Origin of the sequence: Proteus terrae (assembly GCF_003144325.1) — a bacterium.
Lineage (GTDB): Bacteria > Pseudomonadota > Gammaproteobacteria > Enterobacterales > Enterobacteriaceae > Proteus > Proteus terrae.
The window spans coordinates 1-22,194 of record NZ_PENS01000027.1 but is presented as its reverse complement, the minus strand read 5'-3'; the positions used below and the strand labels follow the sequence as shown (position 1 = coordinate 22,194).

The 22,194-nt window shown below is 38.0% G+C and carries 21 protein-coding genes, 2 tRNA genes and 1 other annotated feature; of the genes, 7 read left to right on the top strand and 16 right to left on the bottom strand.

The annotated features are described in order from the left end of the window. Window positions 1–424 precede the first annotated feature (424 nt). The 3 genes from clpB to rluD all read right to left on the bottom strand — a co-directional run bounded on the left by clpB (window position 425) and on the right by rluD (window position 4,853). Entirely contained in the window at window positions 425–2,998 is a 2,574-nt protein-coding gene (clpB, locus tag DK857_RS18805; RefSeq protein ID WP_075672443.1) for an ATP-dependent chaperone ClpB, read from the bottom strand. Between the two features lie 145 nt (window positions 2,999–3,143). Further along, complete coding sequence (gene yfiH, locus DK857_RS18800) at window positions 3,144–3,875, bottom strand: purine nucleoside phosphorylase YfiH (RefSeq protein ID WP_109402954.1); 732 nt, start codon at window positions 3,873–3,875, stop codon at window positions 3,144–3,146. Continuing rightward, window positions 3,876–4,853: a 23S rRNA pseudouridine(1911/1915/1917) synthase RluD gene (gene rluD / locus DK857_RS18795; protein WP_075672439.1), complete on the bottom strand. Its 978-nt coding sequence runs from the start codon at window positions 4,851–4,853 to the stop codon at window positions 3,876–3,878. Window positions 4,854–4,988: 135 nt separating this feature from the next. On the opposite strand from rluD, the gene bamD reads away from it, so the two are divergent. The 3 genes from bamD to pheA all read left to right on the top strand — a co-directional run bounded on the left by bamD (window position 4,989) and on the right by pheA (window position 7,793). Continuing rightward, window positions 4,989–5,723, top strand: a complete 735-nt coding sequence (gene bamD, locus DK857_RS18790) for an outer membrane protein assembly factor BamD (RefSeq protein ID WP_109395258.1) — start codon at window positions 4,989–4,991, stop codon at window positions 5,721–5,723. 271 nt (window positions 5,724–5,994) lie between these two features. After that, complete coding sequence (gene raiA / locus DK857_RS18785) at window positions 5,995–6,330, top strand: ribosome-associated translation inhibitor RaiA (protein ID WP_109395259.1); 336 nt, start codon at window positions 5,995–5,997, stop codon at window positions 6,328–6,330. 155 nt (window positions 6,331–6,485) lie between these two features. Then, window positions 6,486–6,600: a sequence feature (Phe leader region), on the top strand. Between the two features lie 35 nt (window positions 6,601–6,635). Next, window positions 6,636–7,793 carry a bifunctional chorismate mutase/prephenate dehydratase gene (pheA, locus tag DK857_RS18780; protein WP_109395260.1) on the top strand — a complete coding sequence of 386 codons (1,158 nt, stop codon included), beginning with the start codon at window positions 6,636–6,638 and terminating at the stop codon, window positions 7,791–7,793. Window positions 7,794–7,865: 72 nt separating this feature from the next. On the opposite strand, the gene DK857_RS18775 is transcribed toward pheA, so the two are convergent. Next, entirely contained in the window at window positions 7,866–9,206 is a 1,341-nt protein-coding gene (locus tag DK857_RS18775; RefSeq protein ID WP_075672423.1) for an anaerobic C4-dicarboxylate transporter, read from the bottom strand. A gap of 413 nt (window positions 9,207–9,619) precedes the next feature. Here DK857_RS18775 and DK857_RS19295 point away from each other — a divergent pair, with 413 nt between their 5' ends. Both DK857_RS19295 and DK857_RS19290 read left to right on the top strand, forming a co-directional pair. Further along, a complete protein-coding gene (locus DK857_RS19295) occupies window positions 9,620–9,775 on the top strand; it encodes a hypothetical protein (protein WP_167394853.1) in 156 nt (51 codons plus the stop codon). 31 nt (window positions 9,776–9,806) lie between these two features. Next, the gene (locus DK857_RS19290) at window positions 9,807–9,983 is read left to right on the top strand and encodes a hypothetical protein (protein ID WP_167394852.1); all 177 of its coding nucleotides are present in this window, start codon (window positions 9,807–9,809) and stop codon (window positions 9,981–9,983) included. Window positions 9,984–10,064: 81 nt separating this feature from the next. On the opposite strand, the gene tyrA is transcribed toward DK857_RS19290, so the two are convergent. From tyrA to ffh, 7 genes are all read right to left on the bottom strand, one after another. After that, entirely contained in the window at window positions 10,065–11,189 is a 1,125-nt protein-coding gene (gene tyrA, locus DK857_RS18770) for a bifunctional chorismate mutase/prephenate dehydrogenase (RefSeq protein ID WP_109402953.1), read from the bottom strand. Window positions 11,190–11,225: 36 nt separating this feature from the next. After that, window positions 11,226–12,320, bottom strand: a complete 1,095-nt coding sequence (locus DK857_RS18765; protein WP_075672419.1) for a 3-deoxy-7-phosphoheptulonate synthase — start codon at window positions 12,318–12,320, stop codon at window positions 11,226–11,228. 408 nt (window positions 12,321–12,728) lie between these two features. Continuing rightward, complete coding sequence (gene rplS, locus DK857_RS18760) at window positions 12,729–13,082, bottom strand: 50S ribosomal protein L19 (protein WP_023580978.1); 354 nt, start codon at window positions 13,080–13,082, stop codon at window positions 12,729–12,731. A 52-nt stretch (window positions 13,083–13,134) separates the two neighbouring features. Next, the gene (gene trmD, locus DK857_RS18755; RefSeq protein ID WP_109395262.1) at window positions 13,135–13,887 is read right to left on the bottom strand and encodes a tRNA (guanosine(37)-N1)-methyltransferase TrmD; all 753 of its coding nucleotides are present in this window, start codon (window positions 13,885–13,887) and stop codon (window positions 13,135–13,137) included. A 38-nt stretch (window positions 13,888–13,925) separates the two neighbouring features. Next, a complete protein-coding gene (rimM, locus tag DK857_RS18750; protein WP_109402952.1) occupies window positions 13,926–14,471 on the bottom strand; it encodes a ribosome maturation factor RimM in 546 nt (181 codons plus the stop codon). Between the two features lie 18 nt (window positions 14,472–14,489). Continuing rightward, the gene (gene rpsP, locus DK857_RS18745; RefSeq protein WP_004244772.1) at window positions 14,490–14,738 is read right to left on the bottom strand and encodes a 30S ribosomal protein S16; all 249 of its coding nucleotides are present in this window, start codon (window positions 14,736–14,738) and stop codon (window positions 14,490–14,492) included. Window positions 14,739–14,875: 137 nt separating this feature from the next. Next, window positions 14,876–16,237, bottom strand: coding sequence for a signal recognition particle protein (gene ffh / locus DK857_RS18740; RefSeq protein WP_023580979.1), 1,362 nt, complete (start codon window positions 16,235–16,237; stop codon window positions 14,876–14,878). Between the two features lie 173 nt (window positions 16,238–16,410). Between ffh and DK857_RS18735 the strand changes: the two genes are divergently transcribed. Next, window positions 16,411–17,211 carry a cytochrome C assembly family protein gene (locus DK857_RS18735; RefSeq protein WP_069367097.1) on the top strand — a complete coding sequence of 267 codons (801 nt, stop codon included), beginning with the start codon at window positions 16,411–16,413 and terminating at the stop codon, window positions 17,209–17,211. A gap of 34 nt (window positions 17,212–17,245) precedes the next feature. Beyond that, window positions 17,246–18,520, top strand: coding sequence for an HlyC/CorC family transporter (locus DK857_RS18730; RefSeq protein ID WP_109395264.1), 1,275 nt, complete (start codon window positions 17,246–17,248; stop codon window positions 18,518–18,520). A 43-nt stretch (window positions 18,521–18,563) separates the two neighbouring features. Here DK857_RS18730 and DK857_RS18725 read toward each other — a convergent pair whose 3' ends face one another. The 5 genes from DK857_RS18725 to DK857_RS18705 all read right to left on the bottom strand — a co-directional run bounded on the left by DK857_RS18725 (window position 18,564) and on the right by DK857_RS18705 (window position 22,155). Next, complete coding sequence (locus tag DK857_RS18725) at window positions 18,564–19,313, bottom strand: hypothetical protein (protein ID WP_109402951.1); 750 nt, start codon at window positions 19,311–19,313, stop codon at window positions 18,564–18,566. A 193-nt stretch (window positions 19,314–19,506) separates the two neighbouring features. After that, window positions 19,507–20,022 carry an S-ribosylhomocysteine lyase gene (gene luxS / locus DK857_RS18720; RefSeq protein ID WP_006534759.1) on the bottom strand — a complete coding sequence of 172 codons (516 nt, stop codon included), beginning with the start codon at window positions 20,020–20,022 and terminating at the stop codon, window positions 19,507–19,509. Between the two features lie 162 nt (window positions 20,023–20,184). Next, window positions 20,185–21,765 (bottom strand): glutamate--cysteine ligase, encoded by a 1,581-nt coding sequence (gene gshA / locus DK857_RS18715; protein WP_109395266.1) that lies wholly within the window; start codon window positions 21,763–21,765, stop codon window positions 20,185–20,187. A 185-nt stretch (window positions 21,766–21,950) separates the two neighbouring features. Next, window positions 21,951–22,027, bottom strand: a tRNA-Arg gene (locus DK857_RS18710). A 51-nt stretch (window positions 22,028–22,078) separates the two neighbouring features. Next, window positions 22,079–22,155: transfer RNA gene (locus DK857_RS18705), tRNA-Arg, on the bottom strand. Window positions 22,156–22,194 lie beyond the last annotated feature (39 nt).

The following is a 22,194-nucleotide window of genomic DNA, read 5'->3' as shown; positions in this document are numbered from 1 at the left end:
GCAACATTCGCTGCCGTTTCCGGTCTTCTGCGTTGTTGCGAGGAGGTGCATTCTACATCTTCCTCATTTGGTGTCAAGCGTTTATTTTCAAGGCTTTTCACTTTTTTTCTTGGTTCTCTCGGCTAACTCACTTAGCGTGGTTTGCCGTGACAACGAGGGCGCATTATAGGGAGTTTTCTGAATCTGACAAGTATTATTTTAAAAAAACTTTCCGACAGCGCACTTAGTAATCAAATCGCTCTTTTTAGTGTAAATAATAGACAACCTTTGCCTAAAAAAGTTTCAAATATAAAAAACACTATTTGTAGATTATCTTTATTCTCCCTCATTAAGACATAAAACATAAAAAAAGAGGCTTATATAAGCCTCTTTTTCAATTTAATGGCATCTCTTCTTTATCAGAATCAATAGAAAAGAAGCTCTATTACTGTTTTGCAATTATCTTATTGTCATCTAAATCTAAGATAATCTCTTTACCCGGTAATAATTTGCCAGACAAGATATCTTGAGCTAATGGGTTTTCAACCTCTTGCTGGATAGCTCGTTTCAATGGACGAGCACCATAAATTGGGTCGAATCCAACTTCGCTCAATTTCTCTAATGCAGCGCCTGTAATTGTAACGTGATAACCACGTTCTTCTAAACGCTGGTATAAACGACGCAACTGAATTTGTGCAATCGCAGCAATATTTTCTTTACCTAATGGGTGGAATACCACAACTTCATCAATACGGTTAATAAACTCTGGTCTGAAATGATGACCAACAACATCCATCACAATAGTTTTCATTTCAGGGTAATCAATTGTCCCGAAACGTTCTTGAATTAAATCAGACCCTAAGTTCGATGTCATAATCACAACTGTATTACGAAAATCGACAGTTCTACCTTGTCCATCCGTTAAACGACCATCATCCAATACTTGTAATAAGATATTGAATACATCTGGATGCGCTTTTTCAACTTCATCTAATAAGATGACTGAATAAGGGCGACGACGAACGGCTTCTGTTAAGTATCCACCTTCTTCGTAACCAACATATCCTGGAGGCGCCCCTACTAAACGAGAAACGGAGTGTTTTTCCATAAACTCAGACATATCGATACGAACCATTGCATCATCACTATCAAACAAGAAGTTCGCTAGTGCTTTACACAACTCAGTCTTACCAACCCCTGTTGGTCCTAAGAATAAGAACGAACCTATTGGGCGATTAGGATCAGATAATCCAGCACGACTACGACGGATAGCATTAGATACTGCACTTACAGCCTCAGCCTGGCCAATAACACGTCTATGTAATTCTTGTTCCATTCTTAGCAGTTTTTCACGTTCCCCCTCTAGCATTCTAGATACAGGAATACCAGTCCAACGCGCTAAGATCTCAGCAATTTCAGCATCAGTGACTTTATTGCGTAACAGCTTCATATGCTTATCTTCAGCTTTATTAGCTTCGGCAAGCTGTTTTTCTAATGTCGGAATTTGTCCATATTGGATCTCTGACATTTTAGCTAAATCACCACTACGGCGAGCTTGTTCTAATGCAATACGTGCTTGCTCTAATTCAGACTTAATATGCTGAGTACCCGTAAGCTCCGCTTTTTCTGCTTTCCACTCTTCTTCTAAAACAGAATATTCTTTCTCTTTTTCAGCAAGTTCTTCATTTAGCATTTCTAAACGTTTTTTACTTGCATCATCAGACTCTTTTTGCAGTGCTTGTTGCTCAAGTTTAAGCTGAATAATACGTCTATCAAGTCTATCTAATGCTTCTGGTTTTGAATCCATTTGCATACGTAGGCTTGCACCCGCTTCATCAATTAAGTCAATCGCTTTATCTGGCAACATACGGTCAGAAATATAGCGATGAGATAAAGTCGCTGCGGCAACAATCGCAGGATCGGTAATTTGAACATGATGATGAAGCTCATAACGTTCTTTCAGACCACGCAAAATAGCGATTGTGTCTTCTACTGTTGGCTCTGCCACATACACTTTTTGGAAACGACGCTCTAATGCCGCATCTTTTTCAATGTATTGACGATATTCATCAAGTGTTGTTGCCCCCACACAATGCAACTCACCGCGAGCTAATGCAGGCTTTAACATATTTCCCGCATCCATAGCGCCATCGGCTTTACCTGCGCCAACCATTGTGTGTAATTCATCAATAAACAGAATAACGCTACCTTCCTGTTTAGATAAATCATTTAAAACGGCTTTTAAACGCTCTTCAAATTCACCACGATATTTAGCACCAGCTAATAACGAGCCCATATCCAAAGAAAGTACACGTTTATTTTTTAAACCTTCGGGGACTTCACCATTAACAATACGTTGAGCTAAACCTTCAACTATTGCCGTTTTACCTACCCCCGGTTCACCAATAAGTACAGGGTTATTTTTAGTACGGCGCTGTAGAACTTGAATAGTTCTTCTTATTTCTTCATCACGACCAATGACAGGATCGAGTTTGCCTTGTTCTGCTCTTTCCGTTAAATCCACAGTATATTTTTTCAATGCCTGACGTTGATCTTCTGCATTTTGATCGTTCACTGTTTCTCCACCACGTATTTTTTCAATCGCTATCTCAAGACTTGCTTTATTCGCTCCGGCTGCTTTTAGCATGTCAGCAACTTGACCACCGGTTTCCATAGCAGCTAAAAGAAAGAGCTCTGATGAAATAAATTCATCACCTTTTTTCTGTGCCAATTTATCGCACAAATTAAGGTGCTTAATTAAATCATTTGAGGGATGAACCTCTCCACCAGCACCTTCGACTTTAGGTAATCGAGACAAAGCATCATTAATCCGCTCGTTAAATTGCGATGCATTAACACCTACAGATGTTAATAAAGGGCGAATTGAGCCACCTTGTTGATTAAATAACGCACTCAGTAAATGTATGGGTTCTATAAATTGATTATCGTTCCCAAGTGCCAATGACTGGGCGTCTGCGAGAGCTTGCTGGAATTTATTGGTTAATTTATCCAGACGCATAACACCTCCAAGTAAAATTTAAAGTAAAATTCGTAACTGGAGAATAGATGAGGTCATTTTGACAATATTCAAGCTCAAAATAAAAATTTTGAGCAAAAATATTTATCAATATTTGAGATAAGTGAGAAAAACATTGAGAGGAAGTTTATTTAATCCAGATTAATGATGCCATTCGCCCTGTTATATGCTCTCGCCTATAAGAGAAAAAACGCGATGGATCAGTTACAGTACAAAAATCACCACCATAAATCTGAGTTACTCCACTTTCCTGTAAGATTATTCTCGCTAACATATAAATATTAGCTAAGTATTTACCATTGTGGGGAATAAAAGCAGGCTCAAAGGCAATATTTTTTTCGATAAACGCCAACCGAACTTCTGCACCGACCTCAAAAGCGGTTGGTCCAATTGCAGGACCTAACCATGCCATAATTTGATCTTTAGGTGCTTTAAAATGCGCAAGTGTATTTTGTAATACACCGTGGCAAAGCCCTCGCCACCCACCATGAGCTGCGCCAACTTCTGTTCCATCAATAGTTGTAAAAAGGACAGGCAAACAATCTGCCGTCATAATTGCACAAACTTTTTTTTCAGTAGAGGTGTAAAGGGCATCACCTTGTACTTCATTATTTTTCTCAGTATTTAGTGTAACAACATGTGTGCCATGAACTTGTTCGAGCCATAGTGGCATTTCAGGCAATTGAGCTTGTTGACACAGTCTGCGTCTATTTTCTTCAACATCAGACAATTTATCACCAACATGAGTACCTAAGTTGAGGCTATTATAAGGTGGCAAACTAATCCCTCCTTCTCTCAAGGTACTACAAGACCCAATATTTTCAGGTTGTGGCCAATCTGGAAAAATCAATGAAGTCATTTACCAATCCATTTCATCTTTAAATTGTTCAACGTCAGCTTTTAGCACATCGATAAGCTTAACCATATCATCAGGTAATGGTGCATGCCATTCCATTTCAATACCCGTTATTGGATGATAAAGACGTAGCATCGTTGCGTGTAGAGCTTGTCTATCAAATAAACGTAACGTTTCACGTAACTCATCTGAAGCCCCTTTTAAAGGACGGGGTCTTCCTGCATAAAGCTGATCACCAATTAACGCATGGTGAATATGAGCCATATGAACACGAATTTGGTGAGTACGGCCTGTTTCTAAACGTAAACGCAAACGTGTATGAGCACGGAAATGCTCCATTACACGATAATGTGTTACTGCTGGTTTACCCATTGGGTGCACAGCCATATGAGTACGTTTAGTTGGATGTCGAGAAATAGGTTCATTCACTAATCCACCTGCCGTCATTCTTCCTGTTGCAACCGCTTCATACTCACGGGTGATTTCACGACGTTGTAAAGCTTCTACTAAATGCGTTTGAGCAGGAACAGTTTTTGCAACAACCATTAAACCTGTTGTATCTTTATCCAATCGGTGGACAATACCCGCACGAGGTACATTAGCAATCTCTGGATAGCGATAAAGTAATGCATTTAATACGGTGCCATCTGGGTTACCAGCACCAGGATGTACAACGAGATCTCTTGGCTTATTGATAACTAAAATATCATCATCTTCATAGACGATATTTAACGGAATATTCTGAGGCTCCCAGCGAACTTCCTCTTCAATTAAGGCATCGACTTCAATTTTTTCACCGCCAAGCATTTTTTCTTTTGGCTTATTGATGATTTTATCGTTAACCTGCACTCTATTGTCTAAGATCCACTCTTTTATACGAGATCTTGAATAATCAGGGAACATTTCGGCCAAAGCTTGATCTAAGCGTTGACCCAGCTGTGAATCTGCGACTGTAGCATTAAGTCGTATTTGTTGAGACATAAATAATTTTCTATTAATTAAGTTAGTGTTTTGACGGCACAGCCGTTTCATTTAAAATGAGTTATAGTGTAACCGATTTCAGGGGAGCTTCACGGAGAGACTCCCCAAACCTATTCAGAGGATAATCAATACGTGATGAGACGCATTAAATACCTGGTGGCAGCGGCCACTGTAAGCCTGTTACTTGCTGGCTGTTCGAGTTCAGACAAAGACGCTACTGCCAATATGTCGCCTTCTGAGCTTTACTCAACCAGTCAGGAAAAATTGCTAGATGGCAATTATGGAGCGGCTATCAAACAATTAGAGTCTCTCGATAATCGCTATCCTTTTGGTCCTTACTCGCAACAAGTTCAACTCGATCTGATTTATGCTTATTATAAATCAGCAGAACTACCAATGGCGATTTCTGCAATCGACCGTTTTATGCGATTAAACCCAACCCATCCTAATATCGACTATGTTCTTTATATGCGTGGCTTAACAGCTCAAGCATTAGATGATAGTGCATTACAAGGATTCTTTGGTATTGATCGTTCAGACCGTGATCCTCAACATGCAATCGTAGCATTTAAAGATTTTAGTCAATTAGTTCGTTACTATCCAGACAGCCTTTATGTCGCCGATGCAACCAAACGCCTAGTCTTTCTTAAAAACCGTTTAGCGAAGTATGAGCTTTCTGTTGCGAAATTCTATACTAAACGAGGAGCTTATGTCGCGGTTATTAATAGAGTAGAGCAAATGATGCGTGATTATCCTGATACACAAGCCACACGTGATGCGCTTGTCTACATGGAAAACGCTTATAAAGAATTAGGTCTGACACAAGAAGCTGAAAAAGTAGCTTCATTGATCGCAGCAAATCCAACCTAACTAAAATATCACCATCAAAAACAGCAGCTTATCGCTGCTGTTTTTTTATTCTTTTCTAGCTAAATTATCTTTACTTTTCATCAGCCCAACCTTTCTAATATGACTGAATAAATGCAACTTAACAAGCGGTCTTTTTCAGCTATTTATCATTTGTCACGTTTCTATTACTAGTTACACATACATCTAACAAAAAGTGATTTTGATCATGTTTTAAATTGTGTATCACGATATTCTGAAGTTATCGAAGGCGGAGTAATAAAGAGGTAACTATATGATTATAAATATTACTAGCAAACAAATGGAAATTACCCCAGCACTACGTGAACACATTGAAAGCCGTCTAACTAAACTCAATAAATGGCAGGTGAATTTAATCAATCCTCATATTATTCTTACAAAAGATCCTAAAGGTTTTAGTGTTGATGCCAGCATTCATATACCAAATGGGCAACTGGTCGCTAATGCACAACACGCCGATATGTATGTTGCAATTAATGACTTACTCGCAAAACTTGAACGTCAATTAAACAAAGTTCAGCATAAAAACGAATCTCGTCGAGCTGATAACAGCCTGAAAGAAGAGAATTTACTTGTCGATGAAATGTAAATAGTAAAGCAAGATTAAAAATTAGAATAAATCACTGACTCAAAACGCCTCTGCGCATCCTCGTGATGCGCTTTTTATTGTATTTTTCTTGACTCCTTTCACATCATCATGTTTGATAGCTATATGTTAAATAATTTACCAATCAATATAATGAACAAACATTCACATTTGCCTTTCTTCTTTTTCTTTTTACTCTTTCATTAAGAGGCTTTGTCATTTCAGAAAGAAAAGTAAGAACGACAATAGCCTCCAACTGGAGGCTTTTTTATTTATGATGGTATGATATAACGGTATAGGGCTTAAACATGGAAAAACTCGATTTATTAGCAATCAGAGATAAAATCACGACGTTAGATTCAGAATTACTAACGTTGTTAGCAAACAGACGCCAATTATCTGCTGATGTCGCTCAATTTAAATTGAATACACATCGCCCTATTAGAGATAAAAATCGTGAGCGTGAATTACTTGATTTATTAATTGAGAAAGGAAAAAACGTTGGGCTAGATGGTTTTTATATTAGTCGTATTTTTCAAATGATCATTGAAGACTCTGTCTTAACGCAACAAGCCATCCTACAACAACATCTTAATGCAACACCTAATGAGTCAGCTAGAATTGCTTATTTAGGGCCTAAAGGCTCTTATTCACATATTGCCGCTCGTCAATATGCAGCTCGCCATTTTGATACTTTCGTTGATTGTGCTTGTCAGAAATTTGACGACATTTTTACACTTGTCGATACCGGCCAAGCTGATTACGGTTTACTGCCAATTGAAAATACCAGCTCTGGTGCAATTAATGATGTTTACGATTTACTGCAAACAACATCAATCTCTATTGTTGGGGAAATTCGCATCCCTATTAATCATGCGCTTTTAACGAGTGTTGATAGCAGTCCAGAAGAATTGCAAACGATTTATAGTCACCCTCAACCCTTCCAACAATGTAGTCATTATTTAAACCAGTATCCAAACTGGAAGATTGAATATTGCGAAAGCACAGCAGCTGCAATGGAAAAAGTAGCTCTTGCACAATCGCCACTCGTTGCTGCTATTGGTAGTGAAGCCGGTGGCTCTCTTTATGGTTTAAAACCCTTAGCCAATAATTTAGCAAACCAGCAAATAAACGTAACTCGCTTTATTGTTATTGCGCGAAAAGCGATTGATGTTTCAGACCAAGTTCCTGCTAAAACAACCTTCTTAATGGCAACAGGACAACAAGCGGGTGCATTAGTTGATGCATTAATGATTTTAAAAAAATACGACATTATTATGACAAAACTCGAGTCGCGTCCTATTAATGGTACTCCTTGGGAAGAAATGTTTTATATTGATGTTCAAGCAAATTTACGTGATATCAATATGCAAAAAGCCTTACACGATTTATCACAAACAACACGCTCATTAAAAATATTAGGCTGTTACCCTTCAGAAAATGTTGTGCCTGTTGAAGTGAAATAACCTCATACAAAGATAAAAGCCAGATAGCATATAACTATCTGGCTTTTCTTTTACGTTCTTATTTAACGTTAATTATAAGAAACCATACATCGCAGCAAATACCCAGCCAAAGACACAGGAAACTGTTACACCAATTAATCCCGGTAAAATAAAGCTGTGGTTAATAACAAAACGCCCTATTCGAGTTGTACCAGAACGGTCAAATTGAATTGCAGCTAAGTCACTAGGATAAGTTGGCAGAATATAATAACCATAGCAAGCTGGTGCCGATGCAATAATATATGCAGGATCAACACCAATACCCAATGCTAAAGGAACAATCGCAGCCAAAGCCGCCGCTTGAGAGTTAACAAACTTAGATACTAATAATAAGACAACCGCATATGCCCAAGGGTATTCTCGTACTAATTGCCCCAATGCTGCTTCTATTTCTTTCATATGCGCAGAGAACATTGTCTCTGCCATCCAAGCAATACCATACACAGCAACAATTGCTATCATCCCTGAACGGAATACTTCATTTTTAGAAATAAGAGAAGGGTTGGTTTTACAAATAATGATAATTGATGCGCCAGCCAATAACATAAACATCTGAATAACAAGTACCATAGATAATGGTTTACCATTAAATACAGGACGTATTTCAGAGAAAGCACCTAATATTGCAACAACAGCAATTGCACCTAAAAATATCCACATTGCTACCCAGTTTTTCATTGGGAGCTTTTTATCTAGAAGTGTTGCTGTATCACCATAAACATAATCATGGTTTTCAGGTACTGAAACAAATTCTTGGAAGCGTTGATCTTTATCTAAGTCTTTTCCTCTAAACCAGCTAAAGATACCAATGGCTAAAATACCAATAAAAGTGGAAGGAATAGTAATTGCTAATAAATCTAAAAACTCAAGGTGTTTACCATTAAAAGTTACATCGCCGAGCATTGCGACTAATGTAACAACGGCAACGGAAACTGGGCTAGCAATAATTCCCATTTGAGAGCCAATTGTACTTGCCGCCATTGGTCTTTCAGGGCGAATATTATTTTTAATCGACACGTCATAAATAATTGGCAATATGGTATAAACAACGTGTCCAGTACCACATAATATTGTAAGAGTACAAGTTACGAGTGGTGCAACAATAGAAATATATTTTGGATTTTTACGTAATAACTTTTCTGCTATTTGCAACATAACATCTAACCCACCAGATGCTTGTAATGTTGCTGATGCAGAGACAACGGCAATAATAACTAACATTACATCAACAGGTGGTTTTCCCGGAGGGAGTTTAAAAATGAAAACCAAAATAACCAGACCTACACCACCTAATAGACCTAATGCAATTCCCCCTTTCCTTGCCCCATAAAATAGACACACTAATATAATGGCGAGTTGTATTAAAAAATCCATAAATTACCCCTTGAAAAACACGTCGGAATATAAATAAAAAATAATACAATTGAGTTTTTAGCACTTCTTGCAAAAAAAAGAGTTTATAAAATATAATTTACGATATTTGTTATAGTCATTTTTTTGATCATTGTTATAGTTTTCATAATACCTTTTAATTTCATTCAGTTTTAAGATCTCATCAACAAATAACTTTTAATAAAAAGACAATATCGAACATTAATTATTCTTTAATTAAACCCAACAATAACAATTAAATAACAATAAATATAAGATGGATTAGTCTATTGATAAAATTAGATATTTATCCCATTGTTTTTAAATGTATATTTATATTTCTCTACTTTTATTTTCTGAATAAAAATAGGTGGTTTTTATCTATTATTAAATTTTTGAAATGATAGGGAGATAATATGAATACTTTTATCATACTGATTTTAAGTCTATTTTTTACTAATAACGTAGATGAAGTTCAATCACAAGAGAGTTATTACGCTTATTCATTAACGTCTCAATCAAATTTGAGTCGTTGCACAGTAAGTCCTTGTCCTGATCCCAAAGACTATTGACTTATAACATATTATTTAAAAAGGAACTTTTATGAATAAAAAATATATACTAATACTCTCATTTTTATTCACTAGTTATGCAAGCGCTCATTTTTATGAAGAAGTAAAAGAAAATAGAGCATCAATAAATGAATATTCTCAAAGTAATAGTAATACTTCAGATCCTAGTGGTTGTGTTTGGCCACCTTGTGATGATGAGTGGCGATAAGCTAAAAATGGAGTAATTAATAAAATAAAAAGGCCGAACAATTTATTTATTGCTCGGCCTTTTATATAACAAATAATTTAACTAGATTCGGCTATCATTCGCTTTTTGTAATAATACACCACTCTCTTTCATAAATTGAGAAGCATAATCACCAAACCAATCACTCACGTTATTAAATGAATGGATAAACTCACCCTTTGCATTTATATCTAATAGATCGATAGCTTGACCTAATGAGTGATGATATCTACGAATTAATTCAATATTCTCTTTTGATGACAAAATAATATCAGCATACAGTTGTGGGTCCTGAGCAAATAAGCGCCCTATCATTGCCAATTCTAAGCGATAAATAGGTGATGAGAGTCGCAGTAAACTTGCCAAATCAACTTTTTCTTTTGCTAAATGCTGGCCATAAGCAAAAGTAGTAAAATGTCGAAGAGCTTGAATAAAACTCATGTTTTTATCATGTTCTTCTGGCGCAATAGCCTCAATTCTTGCTCCCCATACCATTAATTGCTCTAACAACCATTCAAATGAAGTATGGTTTCGTCCTTCACTGTATGCCACAACCTGCTTTGCTAAGCTAGGTACATCAGGGCCAAACATTGGATGAAGACCTAAAACAGGCCCATTATGCGCTTTTAACATCGCCTCTAGAGGGGCTTTTTTAATAGAAGCAAGATCTACAAGTAAACAGTTTTCAGGTAATACAGGAAGTTTTTCAATAACCTCAACAGTTAAATGAATAGGCACACTGATAATCACCATTCCTACATCATCAAAAATAGCTGGCGACTTAGTTTGCCATTCATCCGCTTCTAAGCTTTCAACTTGATAACCAGAGAGTATAAACAAACGAGAAAATAGTTTACCCATTTTCCCATTTCCTCCCACAATAACGATTTTACCAAGTTGAGGGTTAAGAGTTTTAAATCCTTTATCATTCTCTTTAGTATAGGATTCTCGCATTACTCGACGTAATACATCTTCAATTAAATCTGGGGAAATTCCCATCTTTTGTGCATCATTACGACGAGAAGCAAGCATAGAGGCTTCTCTATCAGGTGCATAAATCGGTAAGCCGTGGCGATTTTTAACTTCACCCACTTCAGCTACCAGTTGCATTCTTTTTGCGAGTAAAGAAAGCAGTGATTTATCTACCTGATCAATTTGCTCACGCAAACCTTGTAATTCTTCAGCCATCTATGCTTGCCTCTTTTTTCTTTATGATTATCTAACTTAACTAACTTTTTTTAACTGTGCTTCACGCTGAGCCAAAATCGGAGAAAGTTGAGCATGTAAATTTCTTAACACTGACTCTGTTGTTTCCCAACTAATACATGCATCTGTTACTGAGACACCGTATTTCATTTCACTACGCGATTGCTCTGATGATTGATTGCCTTCATTAATATGGCTTTCTAACATAATACCAGTGATAGATTCATTACCTTTAGTGATTTGCTCAATCACTGAATCAACCACTGCCGTTTGACGACGGAAATCTTTGTTAGAGTTACCATGACTACAATCAATCATTAATGATGGTTTTAATCCTGCTTTTACCATTTGGGCTTCGCATTGAGCAACATCTTCTTCATGGTAGTTTGGTGTTTTACCACCACGTAAAATCACATGACCATCAGGGTTACCTTGTGTTTGTAATAAGCAAACTTGTCCTGATTGATTAATTCCCATAAAACGGTGTGGCATAGAAGCCGCTTTCATCGCGTTAATTGCGGTATCTAAATTACCATCTGTTCCGTTTTTAAATCCAACTGGCATTGAAAGCCCTGATGCCATTTCACGGTGAGTTTGAGATTCAGTAGTTCTAGCACCAATCGCAGACCAACTAAATAAATCACCTAAGTATTGTGGATTATTTGGATCTAACGCTTCAGTTGCCAGAGGCAGGCCTAATTGTACTAGTTCGGTCAGCAACTTACGGGCAATATGTAGCCCTTTTTCCATTTCAAAGCTACCATCCATAAATGGATCGCTAATTAAGCCTTTCCAGCCAACGGTTGTACGAGGTTTTTCAAAGTAGACACGCATCACAATGTACAGACTATCACTTAATTCAGACGCTAAGACTTTCAGACGTTTTGCGTAATCTAACGCAACATCGACATCATGAATAGAACAAGGCCCACATACCACGAGTAAGCGAGGATCACGGCGTTGAACAATTTCAGAAATTGTTTGACGTGACTGAGCAATGGCATGCAGATCATTGCGACTCAATGGGTATTTTTGTTTTAACTCTTCTGGAGTAATTAAAACCAGCTCTTCGCTGATATTCACATTATTGAGTGCGTCTTTTTGCATGATCATAATCTTTACCTTTTTTATATCTGTCATTGTGATTTTTTGTGTGTCTGAAAGATAAGATAACATGCAATGTAAAGAAATCAATCCATATTTTCAATAAATTTGACATCATTGTAATCCAATCTTTACAGTGATAATCTTCAATACAAATAAATTATAAATAACAGCTAGTTACAAATATAAAACGAGATAAAAATAACGTGATGAGGATTAAATTAAAACTCAAATATGTAAATAAAAATTCACACCCTGTCTTTTAATGAATCTCGACATAAGAAGAATAAATAAGATGGGGATATAAAAAGTAAAAGAGAAAAAACTAATAAACAATATTTTTTAATATAAGGGATATAAAAAAAGGTCAGCAAATGCTGACCTTTTAACAATAACTTTCGGATGTGCGAAAGCGTATTATTTAGCGTTAAGACGCTCTTTGATACGAGCAGCCTTACCTGAACGCTCACGCAGGTAGTACAGTTTAGCTTGACGAACCGCACCACGACGTTTAACAGTGATGCTATCTACGACTGGAGAGTGAGTTTGGAATACACGCTCAACACCTTCGCCATTAGAAATTTTACGAACAGTGAATGCAGAGTGCAGACCGCGGTTACGGATAGCGATAACCACGCCCTCGAATGCCTGCAGACGTTTTTTAGAACCTTCAACAACCCATACTTTAACTTCTAAAGTGTCACCAGGACGGAATGAAGGAACATCTTGCTTCATCTGTTCTTGTTCGATTTGTTTAATAATATTGCTCATAATAACTCTCTTACCCTAGGTAAACTGATATTAATGACATCTTGTGTCAGACTTACTCTGCTGTTCCTGACAGATGTTCCCGTTGGAACTCTGTTAACAGCACTCTTTGCTCGTCAGTCAGAGCTAGGCTTTCCAGAAGCTCAGGTCTTCTTAGCCAGGTTCGACCCAGTGATTGTTTCATGCGCCAGCGATTAATATGAGCATGGTTGCCTGACAGTAAAACTGCCGGAACTTCCATACCATCTAAAACCTCTGGGCGAGTATAGTGAGGATGATCCAGTAAACCGTCAGCAAAAGAATCTTCTTTCGCAGAGGCTGCGTGTCCGAGAACACCCGGTACAAAGCGCGCTACTGCATCTATCATTATCATGGCAGGTAATTCCCCACCACTTAATACGTAATCACCTACAGACCACTCTTCATCGATTTCAGTCTGAATGACACGCTCGTCTATACCTTCATACCGACCACAAACTAGAATTAGTTTCTCATTCGTAGCCAGTTCACAAACTCCTTGTTGATCGAGTTTGCGTCCCTGAGGTGATAAATAAATCACCTTTGCTCCATCACCTGCCGCAGCTTTCGCTTGATGAATGGCTTCTCTTAAAGGTTGAACCATCATCAACATACCGGGACCACCGCCATAAGGACGATCATCAACGGTATTGTGTCTGTCGTATGTAAAATCTCGGGGATTCCAACATTCTACATTGAGCAGACCATGCTTCACTGCCCGACCAGTCACCCCGTACTCGGTTATAGAGCGGAACATTTCTGGAAATAGGCTAATTACCCCAATCCACATTTTTGTGTCCCACTATTGAGAACCGTTAACCGGATAATCTAAAAACCAGGATCCCAATCAACGATAATTTTTTTCGCTGAGAGATCGACTTTCTTGATAACCTGCCCATCAAGAAACGGAACTAACCGTTCCCCGATACCGAACGCATCTTTCAGATTCGCTTTAATTACCATGACATCATTTGAGCCCGTTTCCATCATGTCTGTAACGACACCTAGATCGTAGCCTTTATCCGTTTCTACATAGCAACCCATCAGATCTTTCCAGTAATATTCACCTTCAAGTTCTGGAAGTTGCGAACTATTAACGACAATTTCAAAATTAGTCAGGAAATTAGCCGCATCTCTGTCATCAATACCTTTTAGCTTGACGATAATATCTTGGTTGTGATGTTTCCAACTTTCAATTTCAATGGTTTCCCACTGTCCATGACGCTGAATAAACCACGGTTGATATTCAAAAATGTTTTCGGCGTGTTCGGTGGAGGAAAAAACTCTGAGCCAACCACGGATCCCGTAAGGTGAACCCAACTTACCCATAACAATAGGTTCTACAGGCTCTTTTAAGGTTTTTTGTTCGCTCATTGTTACCACCGCGACAGATTAAGCGCTTTTCTTCGCTGATTTGATCAGGCCAGCAACACGTTCTGAAACTGTTGCGCCTTGAGCAACCCAATGTTCAACACGGTCTACGTCTAAACGTAATTCTTCTGCATTACCGGTTGCCAGTGGGTTATAAAAGCCTACACGCTCAATGAAACGACCATCACGCGCATTGCGGCTATCGGTTACTACTACTTGATAAAACGGACGCTTTTTTGCGCCGCCACGAGCTAAACGAATTGTTACCATAACATCCTCATTAGTTAATAAAACAACCAGACGCCATCGAGGAACGGAGTCCGGTTGTCATATAAAAAGCCCGAAAAGTTTACTCACTTTGGCGAAAAAAGCAATCCAAAGCACGTTTTTTTTCAGGTTTTTTGATTTTATCGGCCTGGAAATCCAGGTGGCATCATACCTTTCATGCTACGCATCATCTTAGCCATGCCACCTTTTTTCATTTTTTTCATCATACGTTGCATATCATCAAACTGCTTTAACAAACGGTTGACGTCTTGCACTTGTGTTCCTGACCCCGCTGCAATACGGCGTTTTCTGGAACCTTTGATGATTTCCGGTTTTTGACGTTCTTTTTTAGTCATGGAATTAATAATCGCTTCCATTTTCACTAAAATTGAATCATCCATTTGTGATTTTACTGCATCTGGCACCTGAGACATACCCGGCATTTTGCTTAACATACTCGCCATGCCGCCCATGTTCTTCATTTGCTTTAATTGATCTAAGAAATCATTTAGATCAAAGCCATCACCTTTTTTAAGTTTTGTCGCTAGCTTTTCAGCCTGAGCTCTATCAACTTTGCTTTCAATGTCTTCAATCAAAGACAGAACATCACCCATTCCCAAAATACGAGAGGCGATACGATCTGGGTGGAAAGGTTCTAAGGCTTCTGTTTTTTCCCCAACACCGAGGAATTTAATTGGCTTACCGGTGATATGGCGGATTGATAATGCCGCACCACCGCGCGCATCACCATCAACTTTGGTTAATACAACCCCTGTTAATGGCAATGCTTCATTAAATGCTTTTGCTGTATTTGCCGCATCTTGCCCCGTCATGGCGTCAACAACAAACAGAGTTTCAACTGGATTAATGGCTTTATGGAGAAGTTGGATCTCTTCCATCATGCCTTCATCTACGTGTAAACGACCTGCTGTATCCACCAGCAATACATCATAGAATTGAAGTTGTGCATGTTTTAATGCATTACTTGCAATTGTGACTGGATTTTCTTGAACAGTAGAAGGGAAGAAATCAATGCCAACCGTTTCGGCTAACGTTTCAAGCTGTTTAATCGCTGCTGGGCGATAAACGTCAGCAGAAACAACAAGAACTTTTTTCTTCTTTTTCTCTTTTAAGAATTTACCTAATTTTGCGACACTGGTCGTTTTACCGGCACCTTGTAAACCTGCCATTAATACAACAGCTGGCGGTTGTGCTGATAGATCAAGGTCAGTATTCACTTCCCCCATCGCATTGACGAGTTCATTTTGAACAATCTTCACAAACTCCTGACCCGGTGTCAGGCTTTTGTTAACTTCATGCCCTACAGCGCTCTCTTTGACGCGCGCGATAAAATCACGGACCACAGGTAAGGCAACGTCGGCTTCTAATAAAGCCATACGTACTTCACGTAGTGTCTCTTTAATGTTTTCTTCGGTCAGTCTTCCTCGACCGCTTATATTGCGCAATGTGCGCGATAGTCTGTCACTTAAATTCTCAAACATTATCTTAGCTCAGTGTTAAAGTTGGGCTTATCGGTCATGTATGCCACCGATTATATCACGATGACTCGCGGATCTCTGCATAGAGATTTAAGCTTAATGACTTCAATAGTTGGAGCCGTATGCTCCTAGCGCTATACTAGGAAGTTATTCAAACAATATATGTAAGCGAAACTATGCCCGTTATATCAATCTCTATCGTCGCTGTCTGCGCTTATTTACTCAGTCTGGTGCTGTTTTTGCCCGGTCTGTTACGAAAAGAGCAGAATGGATACCGCGGATTAGCTCTACTATTTGCGGTAATTGCACTGATTGCACATGCCATTTCATTAAAATTTTTAATTTTCCGTCCTCACAGCGGACAGAACCTTTCACTCACCAATCTAGGTGCAATTGTTAGTCTGATGGTCTGCGTTATTATGACGATTGTGGCTTCTCGTGGCCGAGCATGGTTCTTACTGCCTATTGTTTATTGTTTCGCAATAGTCAATCTTGTTATTGCAGCATTGATGCCGGGTGAATTTGTTACACATCTTGAAAGTAGCACATCACTCTTTATTCATATTGGATTGGCTTTATTAAGCTATGCCACACTGTTAATTGCCGCTTTATATGCTTTACAACTTAGTTGGCTTGACTATCAACTAAAAAATAAGAAACTAAAATTCTCACCTCAAATGCCACCATTAATGTCAATTGAGCGTAAAATGTTTCATATCACACAAGTGGGTGTGGTATTACTGACACTGACCTTATGTACTGGTTTGGTGTATATGGATAATATTTTTGGTAAAGAAAATATCCATAAATCTATTTTCTCTATCATTGCTTGGTTTGTTTACATCATTTTATTATGGGGACATTTCCGAGAAGGATGGAGAGGAAAGAAAGTCATTATCTTTAATTTGATTGGCGCTATTATTTTAACATTAGCTTTTTTTGGTAATCGTTTATTACAAGAGTTAGTGCTTAATTAATTTTCTATTTTAGGGTAGCAAAAGGATCTCAATTTTGGAGCATGTGTCGACAACTACGCTCATTATCATACTTGTATGTATGATTATTGCCTCAGCTTATTTTTCCGGGACTGAAACCAGTATGATGACGATTAATCGCTATCGTCTTCGTCATGCAGCAAAACAAGGAAACCGCTCTGCAAAACGTGTGGAAAAATTATTACAACGTCCTGACAGATTGATTAGTTTAGTATTGATTGGCAATAATCTGATTAATATTGTTGCGTCTGCACTAGCTACCATTGTTGGTATGCGTTTATACGGTGATGCTGGTGTAGCAATATCCACCGGTGTGCTGACCTTTGTTATCCTTATTTTTGCTGAAGTGCTTCCAAAATCAATTGCGGCACTTTATCCAGAGCGTGTTGCTTATCCAAGTAGCATTATTCTCTCTCCTTTGCAAAAACTGATGCTACCTATTGTTTGGTTTTTTAATAAAATCACATTAATACTGATGCGTATTTTTGGTATTAAATCCCCTGTAATACAGGGAAATGCGGTATCAAAAGAAGAGTTAAGAACTATCGTTAATGAATCTAAATCAAAGCTTTCGCAAAGAAATCAGAATATGTTGCTATCGATTTTAGATTTAGAAAAAGTGACGATTGGCGATATTATGGTGCCAAGAAATGAAATTTTTGGTATCGATGTCAATGACGAGTGGAAATCTATCGTAAGACAGTTAACTCATTCTCCTCACGGTCGAATTGTGCTTTATCGTGATACTCTTGACGATGCGATTGGTATGTTGCGAGTACGAGAAGCTTATCGCTTAATGACTGAGAAAAAAGAGTTTACCAAACAAATTCTGATGAAAGCTGCCGATAAAATCTATTTTATTCCAGAAAGCACACCGTTAAACCTGCAACTCGTCAACTTCCAACGTAATAATGAAAAAGCGGGTGTTGTGGTTGATGAATATGGTGAAATTCAAGGTTTAGTAACCGTTGAAGATATCCTTGAAGAGATCGTAGGTGACTTTACTACCTCGATGTCCCCTTCTTTAGCAGAAGAAGTTATCCCTCAAAAAGATGGCTCATTATTAGTTGATGGCACAACAAATATTCGAGATATCAATAAAGCTTTTGGTTGGCATTTACCTGAAGATGAAGCTCGAACAATCAATGGTGTCATTATTGAAGAGCTAGGTGACTTACCTGTTGTCGGTAATAAAATAAAAGTGAGTGACTATGAATTTGAGATACTTGAAGTTCAGGATAACGTCATCAAAAAGGCGTTAATTCGCCACCTTTCAATCCCACATCATTAGTAAATACAAAATAAGCGCCTTTTAAGGCGCTATTTTTTACTGTTTATCCTAATTCAAATCGTAACTTGCTATTACGAAAATCAAACTCTCTGGCGGGTTTCATATAGAAAGGCTCTATTGCTTGCTCTTGCATTAGTTTTGTTGGCTTTAATTGTTGATAATCAGAATAAAAACCATGATTCTTGACCCACATAACTAAATTTAATGCGGGCTGATAAAAATAATCAGCGCCATACTCTTCACGCCTACAAATAAAACATGCCGTCTCTCCTTTATTCAAAGTAAGAGAAAGGGACTTGCGCGGAAAATTAGTAATAAGCGCCCCCTCATCGTTTATCGCTTCAATATTAAAATGATGAGGAGCTAAGCTACGAATATTTTCATATTTTAACTGTGAATTCTCACCGCTATAACTGTTTGTTTTAATTCCATCTTGTTGAAAATACCAACGATATTGCTCTTCATCTTTTTCTTTATAAAGATAATCACCACTTATTTTCATTATGGTGTTTGTTTGTGGTTTAGTGATCTTAGCAAATAATTCAGGATTGAGTTCGGACGAGAACAGTAACGAATCAGGCTTGATAATAAACTCTAGTTCGCACTGAGTGCGTTTAACATACTTTTTGTGAACTCGTTCTAAGTAACGATATTCAAGTGCTTTAGAACGCCCCTGATAGAAAAAGGCATCTTTAGGAAATTGAGTACGTAATGTGCCTTTGCCTACAAAATAAAATTCTCGAACAAAAAACTCTAACACTAATTTAGGTGATGAGAATTTGTGATTTTCCATAACAGAAGTGTACTCCGTGTATTAAGCATAAATTTAATCCATTACTGTGCTAACAATATAAGAAGATAAGAAAATAAAACAATGGAGTAGAGAAAAGAAAAATAATAAAGGAGATAGAAATAAAAAAGAGACAATAAATCAGAATGCGAATTGTCTGATCTATTGTCCCCTAACGTCATTAATTGACTATCACTTAGATATGCAGCTCTTTTAAAGTCTCTTCAGGCAGTGCTAATTCATCGTTATGATTAATGCCAATGCTATGAGATAAAATATCGCGTGCAATATCTTGAGCTTCTGTTAGTGAATGCATTTCATAGGTACCACATTGGTACACGTTCAGCTCTGGGATATGGTTTTGATCTTTTACTTTCAGAACATCTTCCATTGCTGCTTTCCATGCATTGGCTACACGTTGCTCTTCAGGTTGCCCAATTAAGCTCATGTAGAAGCCTGTACGGCATCCCATTGGAGAAATATCAATTATCTCAACACCATTACCATTAAGATGGTTACGCATAAATCCAGCGAACAGATGCTCTAATGTATGAATTCCTTTCTCAGGCATGGCTTTTTTATTAGGCACAGTAAAACGTAAATCAAATACCGTGATGGTATCACCTGATGGCGTTTTCATTGTTTTAGCAACGCGTACAGCAGGTGCTGACATACGAGTATGGTCAACAGTAAAGCTATCCAATAAAGGCATAAAAAACCTCCTAAGAAAAATTTAAATATTTTTAAGAAAAAATGAAACTTTCTGCAAGTAGCCAGGTCTTAGTAATGAATACGCGCAAATTGTTATCATCCCTATTTCTCTATAGAATTTTTTAGCCACACAAATCTTAGTGTGGCTTTTTTCTATCTAAGTTTAGGAAGCCACGTTATCGGTATTTGTCCCCGCATGGATCTTCAAATACTCATCAAAAGAAATGGTATCACTCTTTTCTAACTCTTCTTGACGTTTTATGGATGAAATTCTCTCATGATCAAAAGCTTCATCAGTTAACGTTTCATAAGGTGTTTTAATTAATTCTTGGTAATATTCTTCAGCTAAAGATAAACCAAAACCACTAATACCTTGTGTTTTAATTTTATCTAAAAGTCTGCCAGAGAAGGTTAATTCAGGATTATCAAACATTTCTTCTAACTTAACGCAAACTTCCATATATTTAGTGCCTGAACAGCAATCAAGAACGTTAGCAACACGTTCTAAATCTGCAAATAAGGCTTTACCAACTTGCGCTAGTGGCTCTTTTCTTTCGCCACAACCCATTCCAATAACTTGACCCGGCTTACGCCCTTCTAGAATAACGTTATTCCAATTTGAACGGCAGCACGCTAATTCAGAGGCACTCATCTCTGGAGCATCAGCTAATACACACCAGATCAGGAATAAATCAAGGAAGCGAATTTGAGTTTCATCAACACCAATTGGCGTAAATGGATTGATATCAAGTGAGCGAACCTCGATATATTCAATACCACCACGTAATAATGCATCAGAAGGTGATTCATCACCTTTAACTACACGCTTAGGACGAATAGGTGCATATAGTTCATTTTCAATTTGTAACACATTGGTGTTTAACTGAATATACTCACCGTCTTTCTTAACACCTAATTTAGCAAACTCTTCAGAAGGCTTATGAATCGCTTTTTTCAGCCCTTTGACATAAGTTTCAAGATGATTAAAGGTGATATCTAAATCGCTTTGAGATTTATTGGTATATCCTAAATCACTTAAACGTAATGAAGTTGCATAAGGTAAATACTTCGCGCCTTTAGGCGTGCTTTCAAATGGTAGATTCGTTTCTCTTCCTCTCAAGAAAGATCCACAAATTGCTGGTGATGCACCAAAGAAGAATGGAATGATCCAGCCAAAGCGATAGTAGTTACGAATAAGGCGCAAGTAACCGTCTGAAATCGCCTCTTTCCCACTCTCTTCATCTTTTACATTTGCCCATGCTTGCCAAAACTCGATAGGCAATGAGAAGTTGTAATGCACACCTGAAATAGTTTGCATTAATGCGCCATAACGATTTTTAAGCCCTTCACGGTAGAGTGTTTTAAAACGCCCAACATTAGATGTGCCAAATTGAGCCAGCGTAATCTTATCTTCCGCTTCAATAAAGCAAGGCATACTCATAGGCCACATACGTTCATTATCTAAGTGACGTGCTGTATAGCGATGTAAATCACCTAAAAAATGCAAGGTATGTGCAATGTTGTCATCAACAGGTGTAATAAACTCTAATAGAGACTCAGCAAAATCAGTTGTGATCCATTTATGAGTTAATGATTTACCTAATGAAATAGGATGCTCTGTTGATGCTAAATTACCTTCTGGCGTAACTCTTAAGGTTTCACGCTCTATACCACGGTGGATTCCACATAAAACTTTAGGGTGTGCTTCCAACCAAGAAAGCGCTTTTGATACGTCCGGGATCAAAGGTGACCTCCCGCGTTGATTGATGTTAGTAAATAGATAGGAGTTACTTTATCGCAAAGTCACTAAATTGTCGCTGATTAGATGATGTTAGCATTATTAGTTGGTGCTACACAAAGACGTAATATGATGAAAAATAAGAGAACGCTAGAAAGCAAAAAGCCCCGCAATTAGCGAGGCTTTTAATATGGTGCATCCTGGAGGATTCGAACCTCCGACCGCTCGGTTCGTAGCCGAGTACTCTATCCAGCTGAGCTAAGGATGCAGGTCTGACGTTTTTGCTAGAAATAATTAAACTAAGATATCTAATAAAAGATGGTGCATCCTGGAGGATTCGAACCTCCGACCGCTCGGTTCGTAGCCGAGTACTCTATCCAGCTGAGCTAAGGATGCGTCGTAGTTATCTTTCTAGCTGCTCATATTGCAACTGGC